Origin of the sequence: Amycolatopsis sp. NPDC059235 (assembly GCF_042754125.1) — a bacterium.
GTDB classification, from domain to species: domain Bacteria; phylum Actinomycetota; class Actinomycetes; order Mycobacteriales; family Pseudonocardiaceae; genus Amycolatopsis; species Amycolatopsis albidoflava.
Genome location: NZ_JBHZAG010000154.1, coordinates 1 through 13,036, shown reverse-complemented (window position 1 = coordinate 13,036; position 13,036 = coordinate 1). Strand labels below are relative to the sequence as shown.

Below are 13,036 nucleotides of genomic sequence, written 5' to 3'. Positions count from 1 at the left end.
ACAACCACCACCCGCCATCCGAGATAGACGTTGGTCTCGTGGGATCGGATATGTGTATAAGACCCCGCCGTGAGGGCAACCCTGAGGGAATCAGAGTCCCTCAGGGTTCCCCTCACGGACCGCATCTCGGGGCCGTCGGGATCGAGGGGGAGGGGCGGGTGCTGGGGGTACTCGCCGCCGCTCGCGCGAAAATCCGGTGCCGTCCGTGATCGTCTTCGTGACAATCGCGGGCATGGAGGAAGTCGAAATCGTCGTCGCCCACCACGAACGCGCGACCTTGCGCGTCGGCGACGTGTTCCTGAAGGTCGACACCGACCAGGCGCGCGCCGACGCCGAGGTCGCCGCGATGGCGCTGGCACCGCTCCCGACTCCGGAGATCCTGTGGCGGAAACCGCCCGTGCTCGCCCTCGCCGCGCTGCCCGGACGGGAACTCGGTCGTCCCGGAAAACCGTCGACCGCGTCGCCGGAAGCCTGGGCCGCGGCCGGAGCCGCCGCCCGGAAACTGCACGAAGCACCGCTGCCGCCGACCCCCGGCTTCAACCTCGACGAACTCGCCGCGGACCTCGACCGCGAATGCGCGTCGCTGATCGAGAACGAGGTCCTGCCTGCCGACCTGGTCACCGGCAACCGCCGTCTTGCCGAAGCCGCGCTCCAGCCGCGGACCCCGGTGTTCATCCACGGCGATCTGCAGGTCGCGCACATCTTCATCGAGGGCGACGAGGTGAGCGGCGTTCTCGACTGGTCCGAAGCCGCCCAAGGCGACGCCCACTTCGACCTCGCCGCCTTGACCCTCGCGCACCAGGAACACCTCGGCGACGTCCTGGCCGGATACGGCGGCGGCATCGACCTCGACGTGCTCCGCGCGTGGTGGTCGCTGCGCAGCCTGCGGGTCGTCCACTTCCTGGTCGGGCACGGCTTCGACCCGGCACCGGAGGTCGCGGTCCTGGAGGCCCAGCTATTCTAGTACTAGAATAGCTGGCATGGCCGCCCTCACCGACGCCGAACTGACCATCCTCGGCCTGCTCGTCGAGCAGCCTCAGCACGGTTACGCGCTGGAGCGGGTGGTGGAGGAACGCGGCATCCGCACGTGGACCGCGCTCGGTTTCTCCTCGATCTATTACGTCCTCGACAAACTGGCCAAGCGCGGCCTGATCGAAGCCACCGGCGCTCCCCGCTCCGGCAAATCTCGCGCGACCATCCAGGCCACGCGGGCCGGCGTCGAACTGTGCGCGGAGGCCACCCGCGAAGCGCTCACCGCGCTGACCCCGATCCACGCGCGAGTCCTTGTCGCGATGGCCAACAGCCCCTGCCTGCCGGACCCGGAAGTGCGCGCCGGGCTGACCGCGCGGCTCGCCGCGTTGCGCGAACAACTCGCCGAAGTCCGGGCGACGCGCGCCCGCCAGGAACCCTTGCCGGACGCGGCGGCGGCGATTTTCGACTACAGCGAAGCCATGCTCACGGCCGACCTCACCTGGACCGAAAGCGTCCTCACCAAGGAGACCACGGTGGACAAGTACGACGTCAAGAAAGCCCACCGCGCGCTGTATTCGCCGCCGTCGAAGGACTTCACCGTCGTGGACGTGCCCGCGCTCCAGTACCTCGCCGCCGACGGTCACGGCGACCCGAACACCGCCGCGGAGTACGCGAACGCCGTCGAAGCGCTGTACGGAATCGCTTATACGGTGAAGTTCGCGAGCAAGAAAAACCTCGGCCGGGACTTCGTCGTCGGACCGCTCGAGGGCCTGTGGCGCGCGGACGACCCCAGCGTTTTTCTCGCTCGGGACAAAGAGAAATGGGACTGGACGATGCTGATCAGCCAGCCGAATTGGGTCACCGAGGAGATGGTCCGGGAGGCCGCTGAAAGCGTCGCGAAGAAGAAGGATAACCCCGCGCTCGCCGGAGTTCGGCTACGCACGCTGACGGAGGGCACGAGCGTCCAGATCCTGCACCTCGGCTCGTACGACGACGAAACGCCCACGCTGAACCGGCTCCACCACGAATACCTGCCTGAGCACGGCCTGACGTTCAACGGCGACCACCACGAGATCTACCTGAGCGACCCACGCCGCACCGCGCCCGACAAGTTGAAGACGGTTCTGCGGCAGCCGGTCAAGCCTCTTGGAACACGATCTGCTCCGGCGGAGTCGTGAGCTTGAGCGTCTGCCGCCGGACGGACAGGAGCGTGTGGAGTTCGGTGGCGTGCCCGTCCGGGATGGTGAAAAGCCGGTCGTTGCGGGTGTCGACGTAGTCCGCGAACCCGGCGAGCGAGACGCCGTCGCTCTCGTCCAGGCTCAAATAATCGACGAGGCGGCGGAACAGCTTCGGCAGCAGCACCACGTCGTCGCGCAACTGGGCGCGGCTGGTCAGCCGGAACCCGCTGGTGGTCACGTCGTGCTCCCACACGCCCTTGCCCGCGGTGCGCGCCGCGACCGCCGCGTCGGCCATCGCCTGCCGGAGATCCGGGTAGAGCTTGGAGTAGAATGTCGGATACGCCAGCCCGGTTTCGAGCAGCCGGAAATTCGCCGACGCCTTCAGCGCTTTCGGATCGAGATGCACGTCTCCGCCGTCGGTGGACCGGCCCGCCCGCTGCCCGGGAAACGCGAAAGCGACCGCGCGGCCGTACTTGTCGGCGAACCGGGTCAGGATGTGCCCGCTCGTCTCGCCCGGCATACTGGTGGAAACGCGACCGCCCTCGTCGCGCTCGACCTTCGTGAAACCGAGGTACCGCAACAGTTCTGCCCCGGCCGCGTCAGCCAGTTCTTTCGGCTGACGCCACAACTCGGCCCCCGCGACGCGCGGCCGGTAATGCGTCTCGAGCGCGTCGATCCCGTCGAGGCGCAACTGCACCCCGCCCCGGGAATTGGTGCGCACCTTGAGGTTCGCGGCGGAAAACGCGTCAGCCCGGTCGGGATAGAACCGGACCGAGTCCCCGTCCGGCGAAGCCCCGACGACCCGGAAATGACCTTTGATCAATGTCAACGCCCGCGGAATGACGGTAACTGCCGGAAGTGCCCGGCAGTTACCGTGTTTCCCGAGCCGTCACCAAGCGGTCACTCGTGTTGTGACCACCCGTCACGCCCCGTACGTGCGTTATTACTGGCAGGCTTCGCAATCCGGGTCGTCGATACGGCAAGCGGCACCGTCGACGAGCGGGAAGTCGAAGTCGTCCAGAACGGGAACGACCGAGGCGGTTTCTTCGGACGCGGCGGGCGGCGTGGTGGGAGCAGACATATCCGTTGTAGCGCTCAAGATCGCCGAACATTCCGTGACGCCCGCCACAGCTCAGGCCACCCAGTCCGGAAGAATCTTGTCCCCGTCCGCCGTCGCGCACGCCGGCACCACGCCCGTCCGGTACACCCGCGTACTGCCCGGCGCGCACACGATCGCCACCATGCCGTTGTCCGCATCGGCCCGCACCTGCCGCTCGGCGTCGGCGGGCATCACCACCGTCTCCCCCTCCTGCACGACCTCAACGACGCCGCCCAGCTCGATCTCCGCCCCGCCACCGAGAACCGTCCACACCTGCTCGGTATCGAACGCATGCACCGGCCCGACCGCGCCCGGTGCCATCTCGACTCTCCAGACCGCCTGCCGGCTGCCGCCCTGAGTCGGCGACGCCAGCGTCGTCATCACCGCGTTCGGCGTCTCCGTCCGACGGCTGTCCCTGATGACCACCACTTGCCACTCCCCTTACAATCGACAACACGGTTGTCCATATAGTCAACGAGGTTGTCTACCCATGTCAAGCGATCCGCCCGGATACGAACTGCCGCTGCGCCTGCTGTTCGGCTTCCGCAGCCTGATCGACGACCTGCACGCCGAACTGGCGAAGCAAGGCCACCCCGACGTACGGCCGATGCACGGCTTCGTCTTCCAGGCGATCGGCCCGTCCGGCACGACCGCCGTCGACCTCGGCCGCACCCTCGGCGTAACCAAACAGGCCGCGGGCAAGACGATCGACACCCTGGAACGACTCGGCTACGTCCACCGAGACCGCGACCCCGACGACGGCCGCCGCATGCTGGTGCGGCTGACTGACCGAGGCCTCGACTGCCTCGCCAAGTCAGCGCAGATCTTCGACCGACTACGCGCGGAGTGGTCTGAAACCCTGGGCGCCGGACGGCTTCGCGCATTGGAAGAGGACCTGCGGAAGGTCGCCTCGCCGGAGTCCGCCCGACTGGACCTGCCAGGCTGGTTCTCCGGCGCTTGACACCGCTCGGGAGCGGCAGTTGGATCCGCTCATGCATCGAAGACGGGGACTCCTGCTGGCCGCCGCCGCAACGACCGGGGCGGCAATCGCGGTGACCGTGGGGCTGACGTCCAGCACCGAACAGCCACAGCCCACTCCGCTTGCCGCTTCCGCCCCTTCCTCGACTCCGGCGTCCCCTTCCCCGTCCGCCGCTTCGCCCTCCCCCGCCGCCGCCTCGCCAACCTCGCCGGTTCCCCTGCCGCCCGCCGCGAAGCCCGCCAGCGCGCATCCCCCGCACCACAGCAGCCCGGCGCCGAAGCCCGCACATTCAGCGACGAGCGACCGCGCCCCCAGCGACGCAATCCGCGATCGCGTCTACCAGCCGCCGCTCAACCCGCGACCTCAAGGCCAGGTCCCCGGAGCCGGCTGGGAACCCGGAACGAAGTCCGGCAACACCGGCCCGTCCGACGAGCCCGTCACGACCCCGACGCCCTTGCCGAATCCGGGAACGCACCGGTCCGGCTGAGCAAAGGCCGCACGGAGAACTGCAGACTCCGCCCGGTACCGCTCACCGGCGAAGGCTGATCGGCGGAACCGTCGCCCCACGCAACGTCAAAGCGTCAATCGTCACCGGCCGATACGACAGCGCCTCCAACCGCCCCACCATCTTCTCCACCGGCGCTTCCACGTCCGTGCCGAAGAAAAACGCCCACTCGTGCTCCGGCGAACCAAAGTAAACCGGCGAGGGGAAGACCTCCTCGAACCGACGCCAGCACTTCACCAACGTCGAGTTCCGCCACAACGTCGGGCACCCGCCCTGATACGCGACCACCCCGCCAGGCGTCAGCAACGACCGGCACTGAGCCAGGAATTCCGCACTGTACAACCGATTGTGCTGAGCCTCCGTGGAATCCTGCTCGTCCGGCAGATCCACCAGCACCACGTCGTACTTCTCGCCGCAGGTGTGGACGTACTCCCACCCATCGGCGTAATGCACCCGCACCGGCCCCTCGCCACGCTCCGCCCGGGCCAGCTCAGCCGGCGAGTACCCGTACGGAAGATGTTCCGCGCAAAGCCGAACCGCCTCGACATCGATGTCCACGTGATCGACCGAAGCCCCCGCCTCGGCCGCGATCTGGCACACCACGCCTTCGCTAGACCCGACCACCAGCACCCGGTCCACAGTGGACGCCAGCAACAGCGCGGGCACCAGCAACGCCTCGTGATACACCAGCTGGCTGAACTCGGTGCTCTGCCGCTCGTCGTCGCAGAACAGCGAAATCCCCTGCGCCGTCTTGCCGATCACCACGTGCTGGCAGGCAGTCCGCGTGTCGACCAGCACGTCCGAGACCTGCCACAACCGGGTCAGCCCAGCGCCGACTGGTTCCTCGATGTTCAACTGTCTTCCTGTCCTCTGTGGATAGTGGTGACCCGCGAAACGCTCGCGCCGAGCAAATCGCGCAGCACCTGAACGGCCAGCTCCGGATCCGCCTTGCGCCCGCACGTGAACACGTCCACGAACGCCGACCCGCGCTCCGGATACGTGTGAATCGAAGCGTGCGACTCCGACAGCAGCGCCATCGCCGTCACGCCGTGCGGCTCGAACTGCTTGTACGTCAACTCGCACACCGTCGCGCCGGCCTTGTCCAGCGCACGTTCCAAGCTCTCGCACAACAAGGCCGGATCGTCGAGCAACTCCGCGGACACCCCGGAAAACTCGGCCAGCACATGCCGTCCGGCGAACTCCCCGACCCCAGCGGCCTCCCCGCCGACGAAGTACGACCGCAACGGCGGAAATCCGTTGAACGACACCGAAGAGTAGCTTTGTGTGTACGCGCCGGCGCTCGGAATGTCGACGTAATCCCCCGCCCGCAACGCCAATGGCATCCGATAAGGCGTGCGCTGGTAAAGCACGTCGTCCCCGTCGCACGTCGGCCCCGCGATCACCACGGGCCCGTCCGGACCGCCGTCATGCGCGGTAACCAGCCGATACGCGATAGCCTCGTTCTCCGTCTCGGCAAGCCCGCCGTACCGGCCGATGTCGAGGTACACCCAGCGCCGCTCGTCCGTCGAAGACTTGCGCGACACCAGCACCACCTCGCTGCGAATCACCCCCGCCGACGCCACCACCGCCCGCCCCGGCTCGAACGACAACGCGGGCGCGACCGCGAAATGCCGCCCCACCGACTCGCGAATAACCGCCGCGTACTCCTCCAACGGCGGCGGCGCGGTCAGATACCCCACCGGAAAACCGCCGCCGATGTTCAAGCCCCGCAACGAAACCCCGCGCTCCGCAACCGCGCGCGTCACCTCCGCCGCCGCAGCGATCCCGGCTTCCCAAGCCCGCGGATCACTGTGCTGAGACCCCACATGAAACGCGACGCCCTCCGGATCAAGCCCCAACTCGGCCGCCCGAACCAACAGGTCGACCGCCATGTCCGGCGCACACCCGAATTTCCGCCCGAACGGCGTCAGCGCACCCGGACTGTCCACGAGAATCCGGCAAGAAACAGTAGCCCCCGGCGCGAACTCCGCGAGATTCTCGAGATCCTCAAGGCTGTCAAAGGTAAACCGCCGCACCCCCAAGCGGTGCGCGAATTCGATGTCCCGCGCTTTCTTCACCGTGTTGCCATAGGACAGCAGTTCCGGCCGCACCCCTTGCGCGAGACACAACTCGATCTCCTCGCGCCCGGCAACGTCGAACCCCGCCCCGGCTTGCCGAAGTACCCGCACCACCTCCGGCGCCGGATTGGCCTTGACCGCGTAGTACATCCGAGCTTCCGGCACCATCTTCTGGAGCCGCTCGCAGTTCCCGCGCACCACGTCAAGGTCCACCACGAGACACGGCGTGGGCGGCCGTCGTTCCTCCAGGAACGCCCGGCACCGTTCCACCACCCGCGAGAACCCTTCAGTCACAACGCCCGAGTATAGGTGCCGGTTTCACCGCAGCAGCTCACCCAGCCGCCGCTGGGCAAAGCCTACGAACGGTACACAGTCCATCACTTGACACTCCGCCGCACCGATCTTCCCCCGCCGCACGCCGCCCGTCTCGCCGAATTCCGCCCCGACCTGAGGAAAGAACCGCCCGTTGTCGTCCCCGACGTCGTCGGTCCGCACCCACACCCGCTCCCCGTCCACCAGGTAGGGAAACCGCCGAACCTTCCGCCGATGACGCGGCACCAGAGATTCCGCGTAGTGCAGGAACGAGTTCCGATCATGCCCGACCCCGAGCAGCACAATCCGCGCCCGCTCGCGATACAGCCAGTCAAACGGCGACCCCGCCCCCACCGCATACCCCAGCGGCTGCCGGCGCGTCACCTCCTCGGCCGAAGCCCCGACCGCCGCCACCGACGCCTGCGGATGCCGGCTGCGGCACCGCCCCTCCCACCTCAGCAACGCGTTCGGAACCGCCCCCATCGGCGTCACCAGCCCCTCGTGAAACAACGGCACCCGCCCCCGCGCCTCCTCAACCTCAGCGTCCCCCGGCCCCGACACCTCCGGAAACGGATCCGCCACCTGCGGCGTAAACGCAGGCACCACCACCGTCCCCGCGGAACCCACCGCCCGCAACAACCCCCGCACCACCGCATCCGCCCCGCCATCCACGTTCCCCAACGCGGACAACGACGAATGCACAATCACCACCCCACCCTCAGCAACCCCCAACTCCCGAACCCCCGCACACACCACGTCCGCGTCAACCACAACAACCACACCCCATCCGCAACGCCCAAAGCCAACTCGCCAAGACGACCACTCCACCCCCGCCCCTCGCCCCCGCCGCAGTTAGCACTGGCTCGGCGCTGTCAAGGGTGGCCTCCGGCCATCGCGAGGCGACGCCGAAGGCGCCCTTGATAGCGCCGAGCCAGTGTTAAACAATCAAAAGCGAGGGAGTCCACCGCACCCGAAACTCACCACTCAACAGGCAGCCGCAAAACCCCGAAAATATTCTGATACTCAGACCGCAACGGCACCTCCCCCGCCACCCGCAGCGTCGGAAACCGCCGAACCAACGCAGGCAACGCCACCGTCATCTCCACCCGAGCCAACTGCTGCCCCAAACACTGATGAATCCCGTGCCCGAACCCCACATGCCCAGTCGCGACCCGCCGCACATCCAGCTCATCCGGCCGCTCGAACTTCACCGGATCCCGATTGGCCGCCTGCACCGACAGCACCACAGACTCCCCAGCCCGAATCACCTGTCCCCCGACCTCAACATCCGTCAACGCGGCCCGAACCCCGGTGTGCGCGATGGACAGATACCGCATCAACTCCTCGACCGCCCCGCCGGCAGCCTCCGGCTCATCCCGGACCACAGCCCACTGCTCCGGATTCTTCAACAGCGCATACGTCCCCAACGCCACCATATTCGCCGTGGTGTCCAGCCCAGCGGCGAGCAGGAACGTCCCCAGCCCAGCCAGTTCCTCGTCAGTCAAATCACTGCTGGTCAGATCACTGAACAAGTCATCCGTGGGCGTGGACCGCTTAGCCGGTACCAACGAAGCCACATAGTCCTGCAACTGGCCATAAGCAATCATCCTCTCCTCTTCGGAAAGACCGATATCGTTGATCGCCGCGGCAGATCCGAGAAACGATGCCCGATCCGAATACGGCACCCCGAGCAGTTCGCAAATCATCACCGCGGGCACCGGATGCGCATAAGCCGCGACCAGATCGACGCCAGGACCGGCCTTCTCCATCAAATCCAAATATTCGTCCGCGACCTCAGCGACCCGATCGCCGAGCAACCGCATCCGCCGAACCGTGAACTTCCCCGTCAGCAACTTCCGAAACCGGGTGTGCTCCGGCGCGTCGATCCCCGTCATGTCCCCCACCGGAGCCGGCGGCAGTTCCGAAAACTGCTCCATCCCGGGAAACGGGTAGTGCCACAATTCGTACCGATTGCTGAACCGCTGGTCCCCCAGAATCGCCCGCACCTCCGCGTGCCCGGTGGCCAGCCATCCGACGTGCCCGTCCGGAAACGCCATCCGCGTCAGCGGAGCCCGGTTCCGCACCTCGGTCAGCGACGGCGGCGGATCGAACGGACACCCCTGCGCCCGCCCCATCGGAACCCCTTGCACAACGTCTTCCCCAGTCATCCCCATGCCCCTTTCAGTGTGCGTATTCGCGATTGAAAAGCTTCTTGGACCAGAGATAGCCGCCGACGCCCATCACGGCGCACCAGCCGAGCGCGAACCACAGGTGGTTGCCGAGCGGCTTGTCGAGCAGCAGCGCGCGCAGGGTCTCGATGATCGGCGTGAACGGCTGGTACTCGGCGAACCACCGCAGCGCACCCGGCATCGAATCCGCGGGCACGAACCCGCTGCCGAGGAAAGGCAGCAGCAGCAACGGCATCGGCGTGTTGCTGGCCGATTCGACGCTCTTGCTCACCTGTCCGAGCGCGACACACAGCCACACCAGCGCGAGCGCCACCACCACGAGGAACCCGACCGCGGCGAACCACGAACCGACACCGGCGGCGGGCCGGAAACCGACCAGCAACGCGACCCCGGTGACCACCACGAGCCCGAACAACGCTTGCAGCACACTGCCGAGCACATGCCCGGTCAGCACCGAAACCCGGGCGATGTGCATGGTCCGGAACCGGGCGATGACGCCTTCGGTCAGGTCCATCGCCACCGAAATCGCCGTTCCCTGCACGGTGGCGGTAATGGTCATCAGCAGAATCGTCGGCGCGACGAAATTGGCGTATTCGGCTCTGCCGCCGCCGGCCCCGCCTAACCCGGCGCCGAGCGTGCCGCCGAAAACGTAGACGAACAGCAGCAGGAACACCACCGGCATGCCGACCAGCATGATCGTCAGCGACGGATAGCGGAGCATGTGCTTGAGATTCCGGCGCAGCATGGTCATCGAGTCGCGGACCGGGTGGAAGCGCAGATCGGGTCCGGCGAGAGCGGGAGCAGTCATCGGGAAGTCACCTTTTCGTCAGTGGAGTTGCCGGTGAGGGCAAGGAAAACGTCGTCGAGATCAGGGGTGTGCACGGAAAGCTCGTCGACCTTCACCGAAAGCGAGTCGAGCCGGTCGATCAGCGATTTGAGCGACTGCAGGCTGCCGTCGTTCGGCACACGCAGCACCAGCGCGTCGTTCTGCCGGGACGCCTCGCTCAGCCCGCGCTGCGCGTGGATGAGGTCGGCCTCTTCCTCGAAGCGCAACTGGACGTGTCCGCCGGGGATCTGGCGCTTGAGCTCTTCCGCGGTGCCCTCGGCGACAATCCGGCCGTGGTCGAGCACCGCGATCCGGTCGGCCAGTTCGTCGGCTTCTTCGAGGTATTGCGTGGTAAGGAAAATCGTGACCCCGCCGGCCACCAGCTTGCGCACGATCTCCCACATCGCCCGGCGGCTGCGCGGGTCGAGGCCGGTGGTCGGCTCGTCCAGGAAGATCACCCGCGGGCTGCCGACGAGCGTCATCGCCAGGTCGAGCCGGCGCCGCATGCCGCCGGAGAAGGTCGACACCGGCTTCTTCGCCGCTTCGACGAGATCGAACTGTTCGAGCAGCTCCCCCGCGCGCCGCTGCCGAGTGGACCGGTCGAGGTGGTGCAGATCCGCCATCAGCAGCAGGTTTTCCTCGGCGGTCAGCAGATTGTCGACCGCGGAGAACTGCCCGGTGACACCGATCGAGGCGCGCACCCCGTCGGCTTCCGAGGAGACGTCGTACCCGGCGACCTGCGCCGCGCCGCCGTCCGCGTTGATCAAAGTGGACAGAATCTTGACCGTGGTGGTCTTGCCCGCGCCGTTCGCGCCGAGCAGCGAGAAGACGGTGCCGCGGGCGACGGTGAGGTCGATGCCGTCGAGCACGAGGTGGTCGCCGAAGGATTTGCGCAGTCCGGCGGCGGCGATCGCCGGCCGGGAATGGTTGCTGGACACAGGTTTCTCCAAGACTGTGATCAGGAGCGGTGGATGACGATTTCGCCGAACGCGGTGTGCCCGCGGACCTCGACGGTTTCGGTGGACTCCCCCGGGCTGGCCGAGGTCTCGAGCTGATTGCGCACGTGGCCGAAGTTGGTCTTGACGTCGAGCCAGGCCGCGGTGCCCTTGGCGATGCCGATCCGCAGGTCGCCGATCGCGCTCTCGAGCACGACCGAACCGCGGACGACCTCGCCGAGCGAGATGGCGCCGTTGGACGTCTTGGCGTCGACCCCCGCGCCGGCGTGCTCGACCGTGATGTCGCCGTTGGCCGCGCGCACCCGGACGTCGCCGCCCGCGGACTCGATCGTGGTGTCGCCGTTGGAGTTCTTGATCACCGCGGCCCCGTCGACCGGGCCGAGCCGGATCCGCCCGGACGCCGTGGTGACCTCGGCGTCGCCCGCGACCCCGTCGACCGTGACGTGGCCGACCGAGGTGTCGACGCGCAGCGGGCCGGTGCGGTCGAGGCTGACGTTCCCGGCCGCGGTCTTGAGCCGCGCCTGCCCGAGTTCGCCGGAGCCCTGGAAGGCGCCCGCCTGCACCTCGGCGGAAACCCGCGAGCCGGTGGGCAGTTCGACCGTCACGTCGACCGAGCGGGTCTTGCGGGAGAAGTCGAACGCCCGCATCTTCGGGCCGGTGATGTGCAGCGCGCCGTTGCTGTACTCGACGCGGATCTGCTTGGCGGTCTTGACGTCGGAGTCGTCCGATTCGTCGGTCGGGCGGACGTCGACGACCGTGTCGACGCGGTCGCTCGCGGCGAACCGGACGTGGCCGACGCCGAGGTCGACGGTGACGGAAATCGGTTCGGGAGTGTCGAATTTAGGCATGGTTGTCCCCACATTTCGGTTAGGTGTGCCGTCTCCGCAGGTCAGAGACGGGTGAAGGAGTTAGCGAAGAAGGGAGCTACCGGACCCAGCCGGTGAAGCTCTGCTTGGAGAAACTGCCGCCGGGCTGCTCGAAACGCTGTTCGCGTTCGGGCCGCTGCTGCAGTGCCGCGGTGGCCGCCCGGACGAGCCAGGCGTTGACCGAACGACCCTCCTTGGCGGCGGCTTCCTCGACCGCGGCCTTGAGCTGTTCGGGCAACCGCACGTTGATCCGCGCCGACGGCCCGTCCTCGGAGAACAGCGGTTCGCTCTGCTCCGGAGCCGGTTCGGCCGCGGCCGCGGCGGGCTGAGCGGGTTCAGCAGGCGGCGCGGCCACGACGAAGTTCGGATCACGGCCGCGCAAGCGCAGTTCGACCGAGCCGGGCGCGAGGTCCCGGGTGATCTCGTCGACGGCGCCGGACAGCGTGTCCAGGAGGGTCATCCGAATCGCCGATTCGAGCGATCCGGTCAGCCGCTCGACCAGCGCGCGCCCCTCTTCGCCACTGGCCTCGGCCAGCGTCGCGAATTCCCGCCCGAGGTTGCTTACGTACGTGGTCAAGTCCATGGCACCACTATGGCACACGCTTGGCACCACCACAAGCCATGCTGGCTCACTTTGGCACCACTACGGCACCGTTGAGAGCGAATCCCCAGCTCAGAGGGTGGTGCCATCCGAAAAATCAGGTGCCGCGATGGCGTGCCACCCGATCCCGCAGCAGGGAAAGCCCGCATCTGAGCCACCGCCGCCACGATCCGCAACGCCCCAATGTGGCATTGGGTGCGTCAGGCGCACCGAACGCCACATTGGGTGCGTCGCATGCACCCAATGCCACATTGGGGTTGTCTCAGTGGTGCGGTGTGTGGCGGGTTCGTTGTAGCGGTGGCTGGCCAGGAGATGCGGAGCACCGCCTGCGGCCAGCCGGGCCGCGTGGCTCCGTTGCTGCCGAGGTCCGTGAGGGGAACCCCGAACTCGGCCAGGTAGGCCCGCTCATCGCGCCCCCCCCACCCGAACCACCCCACCGGGCGCCCCCGCACCCCCCCAACCCCCCCCCCCACCT

At 67.6% G+C, this 13,036-nt stretch carries 14 protein-coding genes and 1 pseudogene; 3 read left to right on the top strand and 12 right to left on the bottom strand.

Annotated features, from left to right (window positions below; all coding sequences use genetic code 11):
- Positions 1-232 precede the first annotated feature (232 nt).
- Positions 233-964, top strand: a complete 732-nt coding sequence (locus ACFXI3_RS45670; protein WP_378408381.1) for a phosphotransferase family protein — start codon at positions 233-235, stop codon at positions 962-964.
- Positions 965-980: 16 nt separating this feature from the next.
- Entirely contained in the window at positions 981-2,150 is a 1,170-nt protein-coding gene (locus tag ACFXI3_RS45665) for a GyrI-like domain-containing protein (RefSeq protein ID WP_378408379.1), read from the top strand.
- On the opposite strand, the gene ACFXI3_RS45660 is transcribed toward ACFXI3_RS45665, so the two are convergent.
- The 3 genes from ACFXI3_RS45660 to ACFXI3_RS45650 form a co-directional block, all read right to left on the bottom strand.
- Complete coding sequence (locus tag ACFXI3_RS45660; RefSeq protein WP_378408377.1) at positions 2,110-2,979, bottom strand: nuclease; 870 nt, start codon at positions 2,977-2,979, stop codon at positions 2,110-2,112. The genes ACFXI3_RS45665 and ACFXI3_RS45660 overlap by 41 nt on opposite strands.
- A 114-nt stretch (positions 2,980-3,093) precedes the next feature.
- On the bottom strand, positions 3,094-3,231 hold the full coding sequence (locus ACFXI3_RS45655) for a hypothetical protein (protein WP_344269295.1): 138 nt from the start codon (positions 3,229-3,231) through the stop codon (positions 3,094-3,096).
- 51 nt (positions 3,232-3,282) lie between these two features.
- Entirely contained in the window at positions 3,283-3,678 is a 396-nt protein-coding gene (locus tag ACFXI3_RS45650) for a cupin domain-containing protein (RefSeq protein WP_378408375.1), read from the bottom strand.
- Positions 3,679-3,739: 61 nt separating this feature from the next.
- On the opposite strand from ACFXI3_RS45650, the gene ACFXI3_RS45645 reads away from it, so the two are divergent.
- Complete coding sequence (locus ACFXI3_RS45645) at positions 3,740-4,210, top strand: MarR family winged helix-turn-helix transcriptional regulator (RefSeq protein ID WP_344269290.1); 471 nt, start codon at positions 3,740-3,742, stop codon at positions 4,208-4,210.
- Positions 4,211-4,757: 547 nt separating this feature from the next.
- Here ACFXI3_RS45645 and ACFXI3_RS45640 read toward each other — a convergent pair.
- The 9 genes and pseudogenes from ACFXI3_RS45640 to ACFXI3_RS45600 all read right to left on the bottom strand — a co-directional run bounded on the left by ACFXI3_RS45640 (position 4,758) and on the right by ACFXI3_RS45600 (position 12,543).
- Complete coding sequence (locus tag ACFXI3_RS45640; RefSeq protein WP_378408373.1) at positions 4,758-5,588, bottom strand: spermidine synthase; 831 nt, start codon at positions 5,586-5,588, stop codon at positions 4,758-4,760.
- On the bottom strand, positions 5,585-5,977 hold the full coding sequence (gene speD, locus ACFXI3_RS45635; RefSeq protein ID WP_344269788.1) for an adenosylmethionine decarboxylase: 393 nt from the start codon (positions 5,975-5,977) through the stop codon (positions 5,585-5,587). Before speD ends, ACFXI3_RS45640 begins: the two co-directional genes overlap by 4 nt.
- Before the next feature lie 60 nt (positions 5,978-6,037).
- Positions 6,038-7,012 (bottom strand): annotated as a pseudogene (locus ACFXI3_RS45630) (type III PLP-dependent enzyme); the annotation flags it as partial.
- Between the two features lie 117 nt (positions 7,013-7,129).
- Positions 7,130-7,894 carry an aminoglycoside N(3)-acetyltransferase gene (locus tag ACFXI3_RS45625; protein ID WP_378408371.1) on the bottom strand — a complete coding sequence of 255 codons (765 nt, stop codon included), beginning with the start codon at positions 7,892-7,894 and terminating at the stop codon, positions 7,130-7,132.
- Positions 7,895-8,100: 206 nt separating this feature from the next.
- Positions 8,101-9,291 carry a cytochrome P450 gene (locus tag ACFXI3_RS45620; protein WP_378408369.1) on the bottom strand — a complete coding sequence of 397 codons (1,191 nt, stop codon included), beginning with the start codon at positions 9,289-9,291 and terminating at the stop codon, positions 8,101-8,103.
- 13 nt (positions 9,292-9,304) lie between these two features.
- Positions 9,305-10,120, bottom strand: coding sequence for an ABC transporter permease (locus tag ACFXI3_RS45615; RefSeq protein ID WP_378408367.1), 816 nt, complete (start codon positions 10,118-10,120; stop codon positions 9,305-9,307).
- On the bottom strand, positions 10,117-11,076 hold the full coding sequence (locus ACFXI3_RS45610; RefSeq protein ID WP_378408366.1) for an ATP-binding cassette domain-containing protein: 960 nt from the start codon (positions 11,074-11,076) through the stop codon (positions 10,117-10,119). Before ACFXI3_RS45610 ends, ACFXI3_RS45615 begins: the two co-directional genes overlap by 4 nt.
- Before the next feature lie 20 nt (positions 11,077-11,096).
- Positions 11,097-11,942, bottom strand: coding sequence for a DUF4097 domain-containing protein (locus ACFXI3_RS45605; RefSeq protein WP_378408364.1), 846 nt, complete (start codon positions 11,940-11,942; stop codon positions 11,097-11,099).
- Between the two features lie 76 nt (positions 11,943-12,018).
- Positions 12,019-12,543 carry a YlcI/YnfO family protein gene (locus ACFXI3_RS45600; RefSeq protein ID WP_344269273.1) on the bottom strand — a complete coding sequence of 175 codons (525 nt, stop codon included), beginning with the start codon at positions 12,541-12,543 and terminating at the stop codon, positions 12,019-12,021.
- Positions 12,544-13,036: the final 493 nt, after the last annotated feature.

Bases quoted from the DNA above. Each gene is read 5' to 3' on its own strand.
- ACFXI3_RS45670 (WP_378408381.1), top strand. From the start codon at position 233: ATGGAGGAAGTCGAAATCGTCGTCGCCCACCACGAACGCGCGACCTTG.
- ACFXI3_RS45665 (WP_378408379.1), top strand. From the start codon at position 981: ATGGCCGCCCTCACCGACGCCGAACTGACCATCCTCGGCCTGCTCGTC.
- ACFXI3_RS45655 (WP_344269295.1), bottom strand. From the start codon at position 3,231: ATGTCTGCTCCCACCACGCCGCCCGCCGCGTCCGAAGAAACCGCCTCG.
- ACFXI3_RS45645 (WP_344269290.1), top strand. From the start codon at position 3,740: ATGTCAAGCGATCCGCCCGGATACGAACTGCCGCTGCGCCTGCTGTTC.
- ACFXI3_RS45620 (WP_378408369.1), bottom strand. From the start codon at position 9,291: ATGACTGGGGAAGACGTTGTGCAAGGGGTTCCGATGGGGCGGGCGCAG.
- ACFXI3_RS45615 (WP_378408367.1), bottom strand. From the start codon at position 10,120: ATGACTGCTCCCGCTCTCGCCGGACCCGATCTGCGCTTCCACCCGGTC.
- ACFXI3_RS45605 (WP_378408364.1), bottom strand. From the start codon at position 11,942: ATGCCTAAATTCGACACTCCCGAACCGATTTCCGTCACCGTCGACCTC.
- ACFXI3_RS45600 (WP_344269273.1), bottom strand. From the start codon at position 12,543: ATGGACTTGACCACGTACGTAAGCAACCTCGGGCGGGAATTCGCGACG.